Annotated in this window: 13 protein-coding genes and 4 pseudogenes; 13 read left to right on the top strand and 4 right to left on the bottom strand. The window is 71.3% G+C overall.

Translation table 11 applies throughout. The features are described from left to right. The first annotated feature begins 36 nt into the window (after positions 1-36). The 5 genes and pseudogenes from ACFZDC_RS10420 to ACFZDC_RS10400 all read left to right on the top strand — a co-directional run. On the top strand, positions 37-672 hold the full coding sequence (locus ACFZDC_RS10420) for an MBL fold metallo-hydrolase (RefSeq protein ID WP_391322156.1): 636 nt from the start codon (positions 37-39) through the stop codon (positions 670-672). 42 nt (positions 673-714) lie between these two features. Continuing rightward, complete coding sequence (locus ACFZDC_RS10415; RefSeq protein ID WP_391322154.1) at positions 715-1,494, top strand: exodeoxyribonuclease III; 780 nt, start codon at positions 715-717, stop codon at positions 1,492-1,494. Positions 1,495-1,509: 15 nt separating this feature from the next. Beyond that, positions 1,510-1,929, top strand: a complete 420-nt coding sequence (locus ACFZDC_RS10410; protein WP_391322152.1) for a DUF6278 family protein — start codon at positions 1,510-1,512, stop codon at positions 1,927-1,929. Between the two features lie 128 nt (positions 1,930-2,057). After that, positions 2,058-2,183: pseudogene (locus ACFZDC_RS10405) on the top strand (amino acid ABC transporter ATP-binding protein); the annotation flags it as partial. Between the two features lie 20 nt (positions 2,184-2,203). Continuing rightward, positions 2,204-2,472, top strand: a pseudogene (locus ACFZDC_RS10400) (amino acid ABC transporter permease); the annotation flags it as partial. Positions 2,473-2,557: 85 nt separating this feature from the next. Here the strand turns inward: ACFZDC_RS10400 and ACFZDC_RS10395 are convergent. Further along, positions 2,558-4,123: a CocE/NonD family hydrolase gene (locus tag ACFZDC_RS10395; protein WP_391322150.1), complete on the bottom strand. Its 1,566-nt coding sequence runs from the start codon at positions 4,121-4,123 to the stop codon at positions 2,558-2,560. A 106-nt stretch (positions 4,124-4,229) separates the two neighbouring features. Further along, positions 4,230-4,982, bottom strand: coding sequence for a hypothetical protein (locus ACFZDC_RS10390; RefSeq protein ID WP_391322148.1), 753 nt, complete (start codon positions 4,980-4,982; stop codon positions 4,230-4,232). A 142-nt stretch (positions 4,983-5,124) separates the two neighbouring features. Here ACFZDC_RS10390 and ggt point away from each other — a divergent pair, with 142 nt between their 5' ends. Then, complete coding sequence (gene ggt, locus ACFZDC_RS10385) at positions 5,125-6,927, top strand: gamma-glutamyltransferase (RefSeq protein ID WP_391322146.1); 1,803 nt, start codon at positions 5,125-5,127, stop codon at positions 6,925-6,927. A 10-nt stretch (positions 6,928-6,937) separates the two neighbouring features. On the opposite strand, the gene ACFZDC_RS10380 is transcribed toward ggt, so the two are convergent. Then, positions 6,938-9,547 (bottom strand): AAA family ATPase, encoded by a 2,610-nt coding sequence (locus tag ACFZDC_RS10380; protein WP_391322144.1) that lies wholly within the window; start codon positions 9,545-9,547, stop codon positions 6,938-6,940. A gap of 217 nt (positions 9,548-9,764) precedes the next feature. Beyond that, positions 9,765-10,231 (bottom strand): annotated as a pseudogene (locus ACFZDC_RS10375) (M24 family metallopeptidase); the annotation flags it as partial. Between the two features lie 86 nt (positions 10,232-10,317). On the opposite strand from ACFZDC_RS10375, the pseudogene ACFZDC_RS10370 reads away from it, so the two are divergent. The 7 genes and pseudogenes from ACFZDC_RS10370 to hydA all read left to right on the top strand — a co-directional run bounded on the left by ACFZDC_RS10370 (position 10,318) and on the right by hydA (position 18,575). Continuing rightward, positions 10,318-10,567: pseudogene (locus tag ACFZDC_RS10370) on the top strand (XRE family transcriptional regulator). A gap of 148 nt (positions 10,568-10,715) precedes the next feature. Next, a complete protein-coding gene (locus tag ACFZDC_RS10365; protein WP_391322142.1) occupies positions 10,716-12,146 on the top strand; it encodes a hypothetical protein in 1,431 nt (476 codons plus the stop codon). A 158-nt stretch (positions 12,147-12,304) separates the two neighbouring features. Beyond that, positions 12,305-13,147, top strand: coding sequence for a nitrilase-related carbon-nitrogen hydrolase (locus ACFZDC_RS10360; protein ID WP_391322140.1), 843 nt, complete (start codon positions 12,305-12,307; stop codon positions 13,145-13,147). Further along, positions 13,144-14,427 (top strand): aminotransferase class III-fold pyridoxal phosphate-dependent enzyme, encoded by a 1,284-nt coding sequence (locus ACFZDC_RS10355; RefSeq protein ID WP_391322138.1) that lies wholly within the window; start codon positions 13,144-13,146, stop codon positions 14,425-14,427. The genes ACFZDC_RS10360 and ACFZDC_RS10355 overlap by 4 nt, the downstream gene beginning before the upstream one ends. Positions 14,428-14,549: 122 nt before the next feature. Beyond that, positions 14,550-16,133, top strand: coding sequence for a PucR family transcriptional regulator ligand-binding domain-containing protein (locus ACFZDC_RS10350; RefSeq protein ID WP_391322136.1), 1,584 nt, complete (start codon positions 14,550-14,552; stop codon positions 16,131-16,133). A 155-nt stretch (positions 16,134-16,288) separates the two neighbouring features. Beyond that, the gene (locus ACFZDC_RS10345) at positions 16,289-17,131 is read left to right on the top strand and encodes a nitrilase-related carbon-nitrogen hydrolase (protein WP_391322134.1); all 843 of its coding nucleotides are present in this window, start codon (positions 16,289-16,291) and stop codon (positions 17,129-17,131) included. Between the two features lie 40 nt (positions 17,132-17,171). Next, positions 17,172-18,575, top strand: coding sequence for a dihydropyrimidinase (gene hydA, locus ACFZDC_RS10340; protein ID WP_391322132.1), 1,404 nt, complete (start codon positions 17,172-17,174; stop codon positions 18,573-18,575). The last annotated feature ends 9 nt before the right edge of the window (positions 18,576-18,584 follow it).

Below are 18,584 nucleotides of genomic sequence, written 5' to 3'. Positions count from 1 at the left end.
GGCCCCGGCCCGCCGTACGCGGCAGGATGGGGAGACATGAAGCTCACCAAGAAGTCCCACGCCTGCGTCCGCCTCGAGAAGGACGGGCGGACGCTCGTCATCGACCCCGGAGGGTTCAGCGAGCAGGACGCGGCGGTCGGCGCGGACGCCATCCTGGTCACGCACGAGCACCCGGACCACTTCGACGAGGGCCGGCTGCGGGCCGCCCTGGAGGCGAACCCCGCCGCCGGGATCTGGACCCTGAGGTCCGTCGCGGAGCAGATCACCGCGGCCTTTCCCGGCCGCGTGCACACCGTCGGGCACGGCGACACCTTCACCGCCGCCGGCTTCGACGTACAGGTCCACGGCGAGCTGCACGCGGTGATCCACCCGGACCTCCCGCGCATCACCAACGTCGGCTACCTGATCGACGGCGGCAGGGTCTTCCACCCGGGCGACGCCCTCACCGTCCCCGACCAGCCGGTGCAGACGCTGATGCTTCCGGTGATGGCCCCCTGGAACAAGATCTCCGAGGTCATCGAGTACGTCCGGGAGGTCAAGCCGCAGCGCGCCTACGACGTCCATGACGCCCTGCTCACCGACCTGGCCCGCCCCATCTACGACCGCCAGATCGGGGCCCTGGGCGGCACGGACCACCAGCGGCTGACCCCGGGGGCCTCGGCGGACCTCTGAGCCGGGATTGGGTTGTCAGACCCGGCAGGTAGGTTGTGAGGCATGCGCATCGCCACCTGGAACGTGAACTCGATCACCGCCCGTCTCCCGAGGCTGCTCGCCTGGCTGGAGAGCAGCGGCACCGACGTGCTCTGCCTCCAGGAAGCCAAGATCGCCGAGGAGCAGTTCCCGTTCGACCAGCTGCGCGAACTGGGCTACGAGGCGGCGGTCCACGCGACCGGCCGGTGGAACGGCGTGGCGGTGCTCTCCCGCGTCGGCATCGAGGACGTCGTCAAGGGTCTGCCGGGCGACCCCGGCTACGACGGCCTGACCGAGCCGCGCGCCATCTCGGCGACCTGCGGCCCGGTCCGCGTCTGGTCGGTGTACGTGCCCAACGGCCGCGAGGTGGAGCACCCGCACTACGCGTACAAGCTGCAGTGGTTCGAGGCCCTGAAGGCCGCCGTCGCCGGTGACGCGTCCGGCAGCCGCCCGTTCGCCGTGCTGGGCGACTACAACGTGGCGCCGACGGACGCCGACGTCTTCGACCCGGCCGCCTTCGTGGGTTCCACCCATGTCACCCCCGCCGAGCGCGCCGCCCTGGCCTCCCTGCGCGCGGCGGGCCTGACGGATGTCGTCCCGCGGCCGCTGAAGTACGAGCATCCCTTCACGTACTGGGACTACCGTCAGCTCTGCTTCCCCAAGAACCGCGGCATGCGAATCGACCTGGTGTACGGCAACGAGCCCTTCGCCAAGGCCGTCAAGGACGCCTACGTCGACCGCGAGGAGCGCAAGGGCAAGGGCGCGTCCGATCACGCGCCGGTGGTGGTCGACCTGGACGTGTGATGCCACGCTGGGTCCATGAACATTCCGTTCCTGGGCCACCGGCACGACAAGAGCGGTGCGGCGGCGCTGCCGTCCGACCCCGAGTCGATCGCCGCGCTCCTGTCCGAGTGTGAACTGCTCCGCTCCCAGGCGGACCAGGCGGGTGTACGCCTCGACGACACACCGGCCTCCCTGGAGGCGCTGGACCAACTGGTCCCGCGCTGGCGCGACGACGCGGAGATCCTGCCCTGGCTGGGCAATGACGCCGGGCTGTACTTGGGCACGGTCGTCGTGCGCACCGTGCCCGGCGCCGCCTGGGAGATCCGGCCCGACGGCGAGCCCGTCGTACGGCTCGCCTCCGGCCGCGAGGTCGAGGTGGTGGAGTCCGGCCGGGAGTGGGCCGCGAACGGGGTCCCCGAGCTGTCGCAGCTGTACGCGGAGGTCGCCGAGGTCTGACGCCGGGAGAGTGCGGACTCGAGGTAAATACGGCTAATGCCCGAAAAGTGCGTGTCGTCCGTCAAGTCCACTGCTGTCTGGATAGTTTTCGGCCATCACGACACAGCTGAGAGTGAGTAGGGCTGCGGATGGCCGTCGATCCGTTGATCGAGCTGCGTGACGTCAACAAGTACTCCGGGGGGCCGCATGTCCCGCAGGACATCGACCCCGTCGTCGGCAAGGGGGAGGTGGTCGTGGTCATCGGCCCGCGCGGGCGATGGCCACTGCTGTTCGACGAGCCCAGGCCGCCGCGCCTGCCGTCCTCCCGCTCGCCCTCTCCGGCGACTCGATGCTCGCCGGGGTTCTCCGCTCGGGCGTGAACGCCGTCGAACGCGGTCGGCACGAGGCCGCGTTCACGCGCGGCATGCGCAAGGCCGGGGCCGGTTCCTCCGCACCGGGAAGCTCATCCCGTCCAACCTCGACTACGATTTGCCGTTCATCCCCGTGGTGATGGCGGCCTCGCCGATCCACAACGGGATGTGCACGCTGCTCTCGTGGTCCGCCGGCCGGGTGGGGTACCCCCCACGGCCCTGAGACCGTAGGGGGTGGCAGTTCACACGGGCCAGGCTCGTCCGGCGGCAGCCGGAGATCACTGCTCGCGCACGGGGACGGACACGTATGACGGGTCGTCCGACGGCGAGGAGAAGGTCAGCTGCGCGCCGGACGGGTTGTGCTCGGTGTAGAGCGGGTCGACCGTGTCGACCACCAGCGCGAGACGGTGCCCGGCCGGGACGTCGTAGGCGGTGGAGAACAGGTCCAGGTCGACGTCGAACGGCTCACCGGGCGTCCGTCCGTGCCAGGTGTAGGGCGCGTTGGTGACCAACTTGCCGAAGCCGAGCGGTCCCACGTCGTACAGGTAGGCGATCAGGGTGCCGCTCTCGCTGGTGGGCGTGAGTGTGGTGTGCAGCGTGGCCGTGCCGCGCACCTGCTGCGCCGTGCCGTACCGCTCCGACTGCCACACGGCCGCCCAGCGGCGCGGCAGCAACGGGATCGAGGCGACGGGCGGCAGTTGGGCGACCTGATCCAGGATGCTGGAGAGGAAGACGATCCCGCCGTCCGCGCCCGAGTCGACGTTCGCGTGGATGGTGGTCGAGCCCGCCAGCCCGAGCTTCCGGCGGGTCGAGCCGACCGATTTCCAGTCCGGGTAGCCCTCGTATCCCCCCGCGCTACGGGACTTCAGCTGAACGGGCTGTTCGCGGTCGATGCCGTTGTCGGCGCCCTTGAGGTAGTGGTCGAACCAGCGTCCGGTGTCCGTCCACACGTCGTTGGGCAGCCCGAACAGACCGGGCAGCTCGGGGGTCGCGTGGTCGCCGGGGCGCAGCTCCAGCCGCTTGGGGACGGTCAGTTTCTCGTAGAAGTCGGCGTACTGGTTCACCGGGAAGACCGTGTCGCCCCAGGCGCTGGCGAGCATGAGCGCGGCGCCGTTCTTGTTGAGCTGGTCGACGTAGGTCGCGACGGAACGTTTCCGTCCCCAGTCGATCATCTCCTGCTCCTTCGACAGGTTGGAGGAGTACAAATTGTCGAAGATCTCTCGCAGTTCCGGGCTCTCGCGGCCGACGAGCGTGCCCGCGCCGTCGAGTACGGCCGCCGCCTGGACGTGCTGGGTGCGACCGGAATAGATGGAGCTGATCAGGTCGGCCCAGCCGCTGAGCGCGGCGACCGCCTTGATGCGCTTGTCGTGGGCGGCGGCGAGCAGGCTGATGCCGGCGCCGTAGGAGACGCCCGCCATGCCGATGCGGTGCGGATCCGCCGGTGTGTTGGCGAGCGCCCAGTCGATCACCTTGGATGCGTCCGCTATGTCCGGTGGACCGGCCACTTCTATCTCGCCGCCGGACTGCCAGAACCCGCGCACGTTGTACGCCAGTACGACGTACCCGGAGTCGGCGAGCTTCTGTGCCTGGGCGAGGTACTCCACCTGGGGAAAGCCCCAGCTCGTGGGCAGCACGATGAGCGGGTGGCTGCGCGCGCCGTCGCCGCCCGCGGGCGTGACGACGTTCGCCTTCAGTACGGTGCCGCCGTCGCCGGTGATGTCCACGAAGCGGACGGACGGGGCCGCCTGGGCGGCCGGGGCCAGGCCGACGACGCTGCCGGCGATCAGTGCCGCGCAGACGGCTCCGGCGGCTGAGGTGCGCAAGGTGGTGCGACCATGTCGCATGGGTCACTCCTCGACTGGTGACAGTGCAAAGTGACCCGACGGTAACCGGGGGACCTTACCGTAAGTAACCCGTCGGTAAGTTACGTACCAGTAAAGATTGTTGAAGCTACGACGCCCGGGGAGAGGTGCGCTCGGTCTCCGTCTCCGGGAGAGGTGCCTGCGCCGCCCGCGTCACGTCCGCCACCAGCTCGACGAGATCGGGGCCGTAGGCATGGGAGTTGACGACCTTGAGCAGCAGGACGAAGGAGTTGTTGCCGTACTTGCGACTCAACCGCTCGTGGTTGCGGGCGAGATAGCGGGTGGCGGCCTGGTTGGTGATGGCCCGCTGTCCGCAGAAGAGGAACACCGGCCGGGTCTGCCGGCCGGCGGTGAGCCGGGCCAGCAGGACGTACTCCGTGACTCCCGCGTCCATGCGGTACCACTCGGCCCCGATCTGGAAGGCGCCGCGGTCCGGGCCCGGTTCGGGGTCGATGTTCGCCCGCACACCCGGGAGCATCGCCGACATGTGGGCCAGCATCCGCCGGTTCGAGCCGGGACCGCCCACGCAGAACTCGGTGCGCTCGCCGAACCCCTGCTGGGTCGCGTCCTGCGTGACCATCTGCAGATGTGCGCCGCAATCCTTGATCAGGGCGGAGAGTTCAAGGAGCGCGAAGACGTCGAAGCGGTGGACGGCCGGCTCCGCCGTCGCCGGGTCGCGGTTGACGACGAGCAGGGACTCCGAGTTCTCCGGCAGCCCGAAGAACGCCTGCTTGCGCCGCAGCCTGCGCCGCCACGCATAGGTGCGGGTCAGCCAGCCCAGCGCGGCACTGATGCCGGCCGCTATGACGCCCAGGACGATGTTGCGCACGTCGTCGTTCATGGCCGCGCATGCTAGCGGGCCCGAGCGCCGACTACGTACCGGTGTTCGATGTGTGACGTTCGTGTGGGGAGTGCCCGAGGCGTACTGTCGGTACTACGGCAATCTGGTTACGCTGCGCGGACTGTCCCGACGGGAGGTACGGATGGGTCGTCCTGGCACGCGGAAACTGGCGGTTCTGGCGGTTACGGCCGCCATGGTGTCGGTGGGAGCGGCGGCGCCGCCCGCCGCGACGACGGGCGGCACGGCCACGAAGGTCCCGGTGGCCGTCGGCTACGGCGGCGCGGTCGCCAGCGTGGACGCCGACGCCTCCGCCGCCGGCATCGAGGTCCTCAAGAAGGGCGGCAACGCGGTCGACGCGGCCGTCGCCACGGCCGCCGCGCTCGGCGTCACGGAGCCCTACTCGGCCGGCATCGGCGGGGGCGGCTACTTCGTCTACTACGGCGCCAGGTCCCGTACGGTGCACACCATCGACGGCCGCGAGACCGCGCCGCTGTCCGCCGACTCCGACCTGTTCGTGGAGAACGGCAAACCGCTCGCCTTCGGCGACGCCGTCAGCAGCGGCCTGAGCGTCGGCACCCCCGGTACGCCCGCCACCTGGCAGACGGCGCTGAACGAATGGGGCACCAGAGGGCTCGGTACGGTCCTGAGGCCCGCCGAGCGGATCGCCCGCGACGGCTTCACCGTGGACGACACCTTCCGTTCGCAGACCGCGTCCAACGAGACCCGGTTCCGCTACTTCCCGGCCACCGCGAAACTGTTCCTGCCGAACGGGCAGCTCCCGGTCACCGGCTCCACGCTGAAGAACCCCGAACTCGCCCGCACCTACGAGGAGCTGGGCCGCAAGGGCGTCGACGCGATCTACCGCGGAGACATCGGCGACGACATCGTCGACACCGTCGAACACCCGCCCGTGGACCCCGCCTCCGGCTGGAACGCCCGCCCCGGCAAGCTGGCCGAGAAGGACCTCGCCGTCTACCACGCCAAGCTCCAGGCACCCACCAGGACGTCGTACCGCGGCCTGAACGTGTACTCCATCGCACCCTCCTCCTCCGGTGGCACGACGGTCGGTGAGGCCCTCAACATCCTGGAGAAGACCGGCCTTTCGAAGGCGAGCGAGGTGCAGTACCTGCACCACTTCATCGAGGCGAGCCGCATCGCCTTCGCCGACCGTGGCCGCTGGGTGGGGGACCCCGCCTTCGAGGACGTACCGACGAAGCAGCTGCTGTCGCAGCGGTTCGCCGACTCGCGCGCCTGCCTGATCAAGGACGACGCGGTCCTCACCAGCCCGATCGCCCCCGGGGACCCGCGCCACCCGGCCGCCTGCGGCACCGGCGGCAAGGCGGCCCCGACGACGTACGAGGGCGAGAACACCACCCATCTGACGGTGGCCGACAAGTGGGGCAACGTCGTCTCCTACACGCTCACCATCGAGCAGACCGGTGGCAGCGGCATCACCGTGCCCGGCCGGGGCTTCCTGCTCAACAACGAGCTGACCGACTTCTCCTTCAGCCCGGCCAACCCGGCCGTGCACGACCCGAACCTGCCGGGACCGGGCAAGCGGCCGCGCTCGTCCATCTCGCCGACCATCGTGCTCGACCGGTACAACAAGCCGGTGGTGGCGCTCGGTTCGCCCGGTGGTGCGACGATCATCACCACCGTGCTGCAGACGCTGACCGGATTCCTCGACCGGCATCTGCCGCTGGTCGACGCCATCGCCGCACCGCGTGCCAGCCAGCGCAACGCGGCCCAGACCGAACTCGAACCAGGCCTGTACAACAGTGACGTGAGGACCCGGCTGGAAGCCATCGGGCACAGCTTCAAGCTCAACCCCGAGATCGGCGCCGCGACCGGCGTGCAGCGGCTGCCGGACGGGAAGTGGCTCGCCGCCGCCGAGAAGGTACGACGCGGCGGCGGCTCGGCGATGGTGGTGGATCCGGCACCGTAGCGCTGTCCGCCTACAACTCGGGTGCCGGCGGCGGTGCTTCCTCCGCCGGCTCCGGGGCGGGCGGCGTCGCCTCCCGCGGCTCCGGGGCGGGCGGCGTCGCCTCCCGCGTACGGAAGTCCAGCCGCCCGTCCGCCACGTCCACCGTGACCCGGCTGCCCGAGGTGATCGTGCCGTTCAGCAGCAGCCGGGACAGCTGGTTGTCCACCTCCCGCTGGATGGTGCGGCGCAGCGGGCGGGCACCGTACTCGGGCTGGTAGCCGCGCTCGGCGAGCCAGTCGACCGCCCGGTCGGTGAACTCCACCGAGACCCCCTGGCCGTCCAGCAGCCGGCGGGTGCGCTCCAGCAACAGGTCGGTGATCCGGCGCAGTTGGTCGGTCGTCAGCTGCCTGAAGACCACGATCTCGTCGATGCGGTTGAGGAACTCCGGCCTGAAGTGCTCCCGCAGCGGCCTGAGGATCTGCTCGCGCCGCGCCTCCTCGTCCGCGTCCGCGCCGCCCGGCCCGAAGCCGATCCCGGCACCGCGCCGGGTGATCGCCTCGGAGCCGAGGTTGCTGGTCATCACGATGACCGTGTTGGTGAAGTCCACCGTCCGGCCCTGCGAGTCGGTGAGGCGGCCGTCGTCCAGCACCTGGAGCAGGATGTTGAAGACGTCCGGATGGGCCTTCTCCACCTCGTCGAGCAGGAGCAGGGAGTACGGGTGCCTGCGCACCACCTCGGTGAGCTGACCGGCCTCCTCGTGGCCGACGTACCCGGGCGGGGCGCCGACCAGCCGGGAGACGGTGTGCCGCTCCTGGTACTCGCTCATGTCGAGCCGGACCATGCGGTCCTCGCTGCCGAACAGGGCCTCGGCGAGCGCGCGGGCCAGCTCGGTCTTGCCGACGCCGGTCGGGCCGAGGAAGAGGAAGCTGCCGATCGGCCGGTCCGGGCTGGAGAGCCCGGCCCGGGAGCGCAGCACTGCCTCGGCGACCACACTCACCGCCTCCTCCTGGCCGACCACCCGCTGGTGCAGATGATCCTCCAGGCCGAGCAGCCGCTCCTTCTCCTCCTGGGTCAGACGGCTGACCGGGATGCCGGTCTGCCGGGACACCACCTCGGCGATGGCCTCCGCCGTCACCTCCAGGTCCAGCCCCTCGTCGGCCTTGTCGCCGCCGCTCGCCTCGGCGATGCGCTGCTTCAGCTCCCCGATCCGGTCGCGCAGCTGGGTGGCCTGCTCGTACTGCTCGTCGGCCACCGCCTGGTCCTTGTCGCAGACGAGCTGCTCGACCTCGCGCTCCATCGTGCGCACGTCCGTGCCCTTGGTCCGGGCGCCGAGCCGTACCCGGGCTCCGGCCTGGTCGATCAGGTCGATCGCCTTGTCGGGCAGGCGCCGGTCCGTCAGATAGCGGTCCGACAGCTCCACGGCGGCCAGCAGCGCCTCGTCGGTGTAGCGGACCTGGTGGTGGGCCTCGTACCGGTCGCGCAGGCCGCGCAGGATCTCGATCGTGTCCTCGACCGTCGGCTCCGGCACCAGGATCGGCTGGAACCGGCGGGCCAGCGCCGCGTCCTTCTCGATCCGCCGGTACTCCTCCAGCGTGGTCGCGCCGACGACGTGCAGCTCACCCCGGGCGAGCGCGGGCTTGAGGATGTTGCCCGCGTCCATCGCACCGCCCTCGCCGCCCGAGCCGGCACCGACGACGGTGTGCAGCTCGTCGATGAAGACGATCAGCCGGTCGGAGTGGGCGCGGATCTCCTCCACGATGTTGTTCAGGCGCTCCTCGAAGTCACCCCGGTAGCGGGTGCCCGCGACCACACCGGTCAGGTCCAGGGCCACCACCCGCCGCCCGGCCAGCACGTCCGGCACGTCCCCGTCCGCGATCCGTTCGGCGAGCCCCTCGACGATCGCCGTCTTACCGACGCCCGCGTCGCCGATCAGCACGGGGTTGTTCTTGCCGCGCCGGGACAGCACCTCGATTGTCTGTTCGATCTCCGAGTCGCGGCCGATGACGGGGTCGATACGGCTCTGGCGGGCGAGGTCGGTGAGGTCCCGGCCGTACTTGTCCAGCGTGGGCGTGGAGGTGGGCCGCTGGCGCTCCGGGCGCGTCTGGGGCGCCTCCGGGGCCTCCGGCGGCCGGCCGCCCGCCGAGAAGCGGGCCGCGTTCAGGATGTGCCCGGCCGCCGAGTCCGGGTTGGCGGCCAGCGCGCTCAGTACATGCTCCGGGCCGATGTACCCGGCACCGCTCGCCCGCGCCATGTCGTGCGCGTCGAGCAGGGCCCGCTTGACGGCCGGGGTGAGCGACAGGGAGGTCGGCGGCGGCACGTCGCCCGGTGGATGCTGGACCGGGCCCGAGCGGTGGTCGATCTCCGTCGCGAGGGAGTCCGGATCCGCGCCGGCACGGCTCAGCAGAGTCCGGGTGGGCTCGGCCGCCACGGCCGCGCGCAGCAGGTGCTGGGTGTCCAGGTCCCGGCTGCCGTGCTCGGCGGCGTACTGGGCGGCTCCTCTGACCAGCTCACGGGCCGGCTGGCTGAGCAGCCGGCCGATGTCGATGTGCCTCGGGCCGGGCCGGTCGCCGCCGGCTCCGCTGAAGAAGCGGGCGAGAAATTCTCCGAAGGGATCCTCCGGGCCGATGTAGCCGCTGGTCATCGTTTCGTTTCCTTCGCAGACGACGTGCGGAGCGGCCGGGTAACCCGGGGGCGGGCCGCTCATGCCACGATGACACGAGCTTCTGCGAAGGGCATGTGCACCAACGCCCCCTCGTCGGGTGCGGCTGCCCGGCGGGCGGGTGTGGCTCGCGTGAGGGCGTCCGTGCTCCGCGGTGCAGCCGCGCGTGGATTCGGCGCCGCGGGGCTCGGGGTGGTGCCCTCGCCGTGAGGACGTGACGTCCCGTTTCCGTGATCGCCACCGTGTGCTCCGTATGGGCCGCCCGGGAGCCGTCGGCCGTACGCAGGGTTCGCTCGCCGTGTGGTGGCCGTCCCCGCCGCTCGCGATCGGCATCGGCTCGATCGCCAGGACCGTGCCGGGCGCAGCGGAAGGCCCTGCCGGGCCGGTCCTCGTTCGGGAGGTCCGGATCCTCGTGCATGCGGCGGCCGACGCCGTGGCCGCAGACAGCCGTACGGGATGTGGTGGCCGGCGGTGCGGCAGACGCGGCCGATGGCATGCGTGATGTCGCCGGCGCGGTGGCCGACGACGGCCGCCGCGATGCCCGCCGCCAGGGCACGCTCGGCGGTGTCGATCAGGCGCGGGGTCCGCCGGGCGTGGGCGGCCGGTCACGAAGCTGATCGCCGAGTCGCCCGCCCGGCCGTTCAGCTCGGCGCCGCAGGCGATCGACGTGTCCGACGTCAGCTCCACCGTGCCCATTGCTATACCGGTATTTTAATTGGGAGGCGGATGGGGTCGGTAGGAGAATGCCGGTCATGGTGCGCACCCCTCTCACTCCCGAAGGGCGCGAACGCGGTGAGCAGCTCGGGCGGTTGCTTCGCGAGGCGCGCGGCGGGCGGAGCATGACCGAGGTCGCGGCCGGCGCGGGCATCTCGGCCGAGACCTCCGCGAAATCGAGACCGGCGGGCGCCGGCCCAGGCGTTCTTCACGGTGGCCGCGCCGGCCCGGCTGCTCGGGCTCTCCATGGACGAGCTGGTGGCGCGGTGCGCGCTGGTGGGCGTCTGACGTACCCCTCCGGAGGGCCGGTGCGCGCAGGGGCCGGGATCGTGCGATGAGGTGCTCGCATGCTCCCCGAAAACTGTGCGTAGCAGGCCCGTAACACGGCTGGTGTTGCCTACCGAGCGGAGTGCTGGCAGTCGGGTGGGAGTCGGACATGGCCGTGGATCAACTCCCTGCCCGGATCGGGGAGTTCGCGAACTACCTGGACGGCCTCCTGGGGCGCCTGGACCAGGGCGGAGGCTGGTGCGGGGTTTTCTGGCAGCGCGACCCGGAAGGCATGCAGGCCTGCCTCGACGGGCGCGAGGTGCCGCCGTGGGACGTGCTGGAGGCGCTGCTGCAGGACCTCGCCGCGGCGTACGGCCCCGCCGCGGCCGCGGCCGAGCGGGAAAGGGCCCGTGCCCTGCACGCCGCCGCCGTCACGGCGTACGACGCCCGGCCCGGCGCCCGGGACGCCCTCGGTGACCGCCTCGACGTGATGCTCCGCGAACAGCGGTACGCCGTGGAACGCCAGACCGAACTGAACCGCCTGCTCGCCGCTGCGACCTCCCGGGAGGAGGCCGACGCCCTCCGTCTGGACATCGCCTGGGCCCGCGACGACCACGACAGGGCCACCGCCCGGTGTGCCGAACTCCGCAACCGCATGGCCGAGGTGGACCGCAGAGGGCTGGGAGGGCCGGGCGGGCAGGTACCGGCTGCGCGGGGTGGCGGTGACGGGGGAGTGCCGGAACCCGACGGGTCACGGACGCCGGCGGAGGACCGTACGGCCGGTTCCGGGGCCTTCGACGGCGCCGGGGTGGGGGGTGGCACGGGCGGGGCTCCCTCCCCTGAGGCCGCTCCCGCGGCCGCGCCCCCCGCGCATCCCCGCAAGCGCCGCCGTGGCGGTGCGCGGTTCGCCGGGATGGTCGAGGACGAGGCCGCCCCCGTCGTCGTACCGCAGACTCCCGCCGCGGTCGTGCCGGAGGCGCAGGCAGGGCGGCGTGCCCCGCGCGGTGCCCGGTTCGCCGGGGCGGCGGAGCCTGTCGCGCCGGTGCGGGCACCCGTCGAGGTCGTGGACGCCGAGGCGGGCTCGGCCGTCACCGTGGCCCTGGAGAGCCTGGTACGGCTGCGGGCGGAGGGGCGCAGTGGCGAGGCGCATGCGCTGCTGGTCGAGATCACGCACTGGCCGGCCGCCCGCTTCCCGCTGCTCGCGGACGGCCTGCAGCGCGCCGGGCTCGGCGCCGACTGGGCCACGCTGCTCTGGGAGGCCGCCTCGCTGCCCGCCGAACGGCTGGTCGCCGCAGCCGACGCGCTGGAGGCGGCCGGGAGGGCGGCGGACGGGCAGCAGATGCTGCGGCAGGGGGTGGCCAGGCCGGCCGAGGACATCGGCGCCGCAGTGCTGGGGCTGGACGCGCAGGGGCGGGGGCGTGAGGTGCGGGCCCTGCTGGACGCCTACGTCCGCGTCCGCACCCCCGAGGCGGCCGCCCTCAGCGTCGCCGCCGACCCGCGCCGCCTCGTGCCGCTCCTGCTGGAGGCCGCCCGGGGCGTGTCCAAGGAGCGCGAGTGGGACCTGGTGCACGCCCTCCGGGTCGCGGGATTCACCGCCTGACCGGCCGCTCGGATCACCCTAAGGAGTGTGAAACGTGATCGACTCCGCGGGTTGACGACGATGGTCTTGGCAAGGGCCTCGGCGAGGCTTACTTTCGACCCTCTACAGGCCGTTTCTACGGGCGTAGAGGCTCGGACGTCGCGTCGAAGGAGCAGCTCATGGCCAACGTCGTACGTGCCGCACTGGTCCAGGCCACCTGGACCGGCGACACCGAGTCCATGGTGGCGAAACACGAGAAGCACGCCCGCGAGGCGGCCCAGCGGGGCGCGAAGATCATCGGGTTCCAGGAAGTCTTCAACGCGCCCTACTTCTGCCAGGTCCAGGAGCCGGAGCACTACCGCTGGGCCGAACCGGTGCCCGACGGGCCGACCGTCCGCCGGATGCAGGACCTCGCCCGCGAGACCGGCATGGTGATCGTCGTACCGGTCTTCGAGATCGAGCAGTCCGGCTTCTACTACAACACCGCCGCCGTGGTCGACGCCGACGGCTCCTGCCTGGGTAAGTACCGCAAGCACCACATCCCCCAGGTCAAGGGCTTCTGGGAGAAGTACTACTTCAAACCGGGCAACCTCGGCTGGCCCGTCTTCGACACGGCCGTCGGCAAGGTCGGCGTCTACATCTGCTACGACCGGCACTTCCCCGAGGGATGGCGGCAACTCGGCCTGAACGGCGCCCAGTTGGTCTACAACCCGTCCGCCACCCACCGCGGCCTGTCCTCGCACCTGTGGCAGCTCGAGCAGCCCGCGGCGGCCGTCGCCAACGAGTACTTCGTCGCCGCCATCAACCGGGTCGGCAAGGAGGAGTACGGCGACAACGACTTCTACGGCACGAGTTACTTCGTCGACCCGCGCGGGCAGTTCGTCGGCGACGTCGCCGGCGACAAGGCCGAGGAACTCGTCGTCCGTGACCTGGACTTCGACCTCATCGAGCAGGTGCGGCAGCAGTGGGCCTTCTACCGCGACCGCCGCCCCGACGCCTACGAAGGACTGGTGCAGCCGTGAACGACCTGTACGCCCGCCACCGCAACGTCCTGCCGGACTGGCTCGCGCTGTACTACGACCAGCCGCTGGAGATCACGCACGGCGAGGGCCGTCATGTCTGGGACTCCGCCGGCAACAGGTACCTGGACTTCTTCGGCGGCATCCTCACCACCATGACCGCGCACGCCCTGCCCGAGGTGACCAAGGCGGTCACCGAGCAGGCCGGCCGGATCATCCACTCCTCGACGCTGTACCTCAACCGGCCGATGGTCGAACTCGCCGAGCGCATCGCCCAGTTGAGCGGCATCCCGGACGCCCGGGTGTTCTTCACCACCTCCGGCACCGAGGCCAACGACACCGCCCTGCTGCTCGCCACCACCTACCGGCGCAGCAACACGGTCCTGGCGATGCGCAACAGCTACCACGGCCGTTCCTTCAGCACGGTCGGCATCACCGGCAACCGCAGCTGGTCCCCGACCTCGCTGTCCCCGCTGCAGACCCTGTACGTCCACGGAGGCGTCCGCAGCCGGGGCCCGTTCGCCCAGCTGGACGACCGCGCGTTCATCGACGCATGCGTGGCGGATCTGCAGGACATCCTCGGGCAGACCCGCCCGCCGGCCGCCCTGATCGCCGAACCGATCCAGGGTGTCGGCGGCTTCACCGCACCGCCGGACGGCCTGTACGCGGCGTTCCGTGACGTGCTGAACGCACACGGGGTCCTGTGGATCGCCGACGAGGTGCAGACGGGATGGGGACGGACCGGCGAGCACTTCTGGGGCTGGCAGGCGCACGCCCGCAGCGGGCCGCCGGACATCGTCACCTTCGCCAAGGGCATCGGCAACGGCACGTCCATCGGCGGGGTGATCGCTCGCGCCGAGATCATGAACTGCCTGGACGCCAACAGCATTTCGACCTTCGGCGGAACCCAGCTCACCATGGCCGCCGGTCTCGCCAACCTCACCTACCTCCTCGAACACGATCTCCAGGGCAACGCCCGGCGGGTCGGCGGACTGCTCATCGAGCGGCTGCGGGCCGTCGCCGCCCAGCTGCCCGGTGTCCGAGAGGTGCGCGGGCGTGGGCTGATGATCGGCGTCGAGCTGGTCAGGCCCGGGACCGACGAGGCCGATCCGCCGGCGGCCGCGGCTGTCCTGGAGGCGGCCCGCGAGGGCGGGTTGCTCATCGGCAAGGGCGGCGGCCACAACACCAGCGCCCTGCGCATCGCCCCGCCGCTGTCGCTGACCGTCGCGGAGGCCGAGGAGGGCGCGGCGATCCTCGAAAGCGCCCTGCGGAGCACGTACTGAGCGCTCCGCGGGAGGCGTCGTGACGGGCCGTCATCGTCCGCGGGCCGTCGTCGCCGGTCGCGCAGTTCCCCGCGCCCCTTCGGGGCGCTGCCCCCAGTACCGCCCGAGCAAGGGATACGGCCATGGCCACCATCTCTGACATCCGGCACGCCGCCTGGCAGCCCCCGGAATCCGCCCTGTCGGTTCGCCAGGTGCTGACCCTGGAGCGGGTCCAGGCCGGGGAGCCCGAGGTGGTGGCCGGTGCCGGCCAACTGGACCGGCCCGTGCGCTGGGTGCACGTCGCCGAGGCCGCCGATGTGGGCGTGATGCTCAGCGGCGGCGAGATGGTGCTCACCACCGGCGTGCTGCTCGCCGGCGACGAGGCCAGGCAGGCCGAGTACATCCAGTCCCTGCACCGCGCCGAGGCCGCGGCCGTCGTGCTCGGGCTCGGCCGGGCCTTTCCGACGCCGCCCGAGGTGATGCGCCGGGCCGCCGAGCGGTGCGGCCTGCCCCTGGTCGTCCTGCACCGGCCGTTCCCCTTCGCGGAGCTGACGGAGGAGGTCCAGTCCCGGCTGGTGCGGCGGAAGTTCGCCGCCGTGAGCCTCTCGGAGACCGTACGGACCGCCCTCACCGGGCTGATCACCGCGGGCGCTCCGCTCGGGCGGCTGCTCGACGAGGTCGCCCAGCACAGCGGCTGCCCGGTCGTCGTCACCAACCTCGCCCACCGCGTGCTCGCCACGGCGGGGGAGCGGCCGGCGGTCGACGACGTGCTGCGCGACTGGGAGCGGATCGCCCGGCAGGCGGGCGGCAGCGAGGGCGACGGCTGGATCCGCGCCGAACTGGGCGGACGCGGGGAGCGGTGGGGCCGGTTGCTGCTGTGCGGGTACCGGGGTGACGCGGCCACCGGGCGGCTGCTCGCCGACCGGGCCGCCGAGGCCCTGGTCCTGCACCGCATGCTCGGCGGATCCGCGCACACCTGGGAGGAGCAGTCCGCGCAGGGCCTGCTGACCGACCTCGTCTCCGGGGTCGTACCGGCCAGGCAACTGCTGCCCCGGGCGCGGGCGGCCGGGCTGGCGGTGAACCGGCGGACCTTCGTGCCCCTCGTCGTCCCGGGCGGTGAGCCGGACCAACTCGACCGGCTGCTACGCGTGTTGGGGATGTCCGGGCTCGTCGCCGAGCTGGCCGACGGCGCCACCGCCGTCCTGCTCAGCCTTCCCCGTGACCAGCAGGCAGAGGTGCTGACCGGGCACTTCGCGGCCCGGCTGCGGGCCGAGACCGGGATGCCGAACGCGGTGGTCGCCGCGGCCGATCCACGCACGGACTGGGACGACGTGCCGGCCGGGCTGCGCGAGGCGCGGCACGTCGCCGACGCGGTGGCCGACTCCTCCGCCGTTCTCGACCTGCCGGCCGTCGTACGCCTGCGGGACGTCCATCTGCGCGGCCTGATCCGGCTGCTCAGGGACGACCCGCACGTGCAGTCCTTCGCCGAGCGGGAGCTGGACGGACTGCTGTGCGGCTCCGACCAGCAGCTGCTGAACGTGCTGCGCACCTATCTGGCGACCGGGCGCAACAAGTCCCGCACGGCCCAGCTCCACCATGTCTCCCGGCCCGCCCTGTACCGCCGCCTGGAGGCGATACAGGCACGTCTCGGCGTCGACCTCGACGACTTCGAGCAGGCGGCCTCGGTGCACATCGCGCTGCTCGCGCATGACGCGCAACAGGGGTGAAACATGCCACGACCCGGGAAAACGGCGGTGAAACATGGGTTCGCGAACGCGTGACACAGTGGCACGCCGATCGCCCGCAGACGTGACACGCTGCCCATCGAACGGCTCCTCGGGGCTTTCTACGCTCGCCGTACACCGAGCTACCGGAGGTCCCGATGAGCCGAGTGATCCGTGCCGCCCTCTTCCAGACCGCCTGGACCGGCGACAAGGAATCCATGATCCAGGTCCACGAGCAGGCGGCCCGCGACGCGGCCGCGCAGGGGGCCCAGGTGCTGTGCTTCCAGGAGCTGTTCTACGGCCCCTACTTCTGCCAGGTCCAGGACAAGGCGTTCTACGAGTACGCCGAGCAGATCCCGAACGGCCCCACCGTCAAGCGCTTCCAGGCGCTCGCGAAGGAGCTGGGCATCGTCCTCGTCCTGCCGATGTACGAGGAGGAGCAGCCGGGCGTCCTCTACAACACGGCCGCCGTGATCGACGCGGACGGCTCCTACCTGGGCAAGTACCGCAAGACCCACATCCCCCAGGTCCAGGGGTTCTGGGAGAAGTTCTACTTCCGCCCCGGCAACAGCGGCTGGCCCGTCTTCGACACGGCCGTGGGGAGGATCGGCGTGTACATCTGCTACGACCGCCACTTCCCGGAGGGCTGGCGGGCGCTCGGCCTCGCCGGTGCCGAGATCGTCTTCAACCCCTCGGCCACCTCGCGCGGCCTGTCCCGCTACCTGTGGCAGCTGGAGCAGCCGGCGGCGGCCGTGGCCAACGAGTACTTCGTCGGCGCGATCAACCGGGTCGGTGTGGAGGACCTGGGCGACAACGACTTCTACGGCACCACCTACTTCGTCGACCCCGAGGCCCAGTTCGTCGGCGAGGTGGCGAGCGACAAGGAGACCGAACTCGTCGTCCGAGACCTCGACCTGGCCAGGCTCCGCGAGGTCCGCGACCGCTGGCAGTTCTACCGCGACCGGGCACCGGGGGCCTACACGCCGCTGACGGCACCCTGATCGCACCGACCGCCCCGTTCACCCCGGCAGGAGAGGGACCATGAGCAGCCGTACCGTCATCCGCGGCGGTCTCGTCATCACCGCGTCCGACGAGATCCACGCCGACGTCCTGATCGAGGACGGCCGCATCGCCGCCCTCGCCGCCTCGGGCACGCCCTCCGCCGAGGCGTTCACCGCCGAGCGGCTGATCGACGCCACCGGGAAGTACGTCGTCCCGGGCGGTGTCGACGCCCACACGCACATGGAGCTGCCGTTCGGCGGCACCTTCGCCTCCGACACCTTCGAGACCGGTACCCGGGCCGCGGCCTGGGGCGGTACGACCACGATCATCGACTTCGCGGTGCAGAGCGTCGGCCACACCCTGCGGGAGGGCCTGGACGCCTGGCACGGCAAGGCCGAGGGCAACTGCGCGATCGACTACGCCTTCCACATGATCGTCTCCGATGTGAACCAGGAGACGCTCAAGGAGATGGACCTGCTGGTCGAGGAGGGGGTGACCAGCTTCAAGCAGTTCATGGCCTACCCCGGGGTGTTCTACTCCGACGACGGCCAGATTCTGCGGGCCATGCAGCGCTCGGCCGAGAACGGCGGCCTGATCATGATGCACGCCGAGAACGGCATCGCGATCGACGTGCTGGTCGAGCAGGCGCTGGCCCGGGGAGAGACCGATCCCCGCTACCACGGGGAGGTCCGCAAGGCCCTGCTGGAGGCCGAGGCCACCCACCGTGCCATCCGGCTCGCGCAGGTCGCCGGTGCGCCCCTGTACGTCGTGCACGTCTCGGCCATGGAGGCGGTGGCCGAGCTGGCGCGGGCGCGGGACGAGGGGCTGAACGTCTTCGGCGAGACCTGCCCGCAGTACCTGTTCCTGTCCACCGACAACCTCGCCGAGCCGGACTTCGAGGGCGCCAAGTACGTCTGCAGCACACCTCTCAGGCCGAAGGAGCACCAGGCCAAGCTCTGGCAGGGCCTGCGGACGAATGATCTGCAGGTCGTCTCCACGGACCACTGCCCCTTCTGCTTCGTCGGTCAGAAGGAACTCGGCCGCGGCGACTTCTCCAAGATCCCCAACGGTCTGCCCGGTGTCGAGAACCGCATGGACCTGCTCCACCAGGCCGTCGTCGACGGGCACATCTCCCGCCGCCGCTGGATCGAGATCGCCTGCGCCACCCCGGCCCGGATGTTCGGCCTGTACCCGAAGAAGGGCACCATCACCCCGGGCGCCGACGCCGACGTCGTCATCTACGACCCGCACGCCGAGCAGGTCATGTCCGCGAAGACGCACCACATGAACGTCGACTACTCGGCCTACGAGGGCAGGCGGACGACCGGCCGGGTCGAGACCGTCCTCTCGCGCGGCGAACCCGTCATCACCGAGCGGGAGTACACCGGACGCGCCGGACACGGCGTCTACACCCCGCGCTCCACCTGCCAGTACCTCAACTAGGAGTGCGCC

Source organism: Streptomyces sp. NPDC007905 (genome assembly GCF_042959345.1).
GTDB lineage: Bacteria > Actinomycetota > Actinomycetes > Streptomycetales > Streptomycetaceae > Streptomyces.
This window is presented reverse-complemented; position numbering and strand designations above follow the sequence as displayed.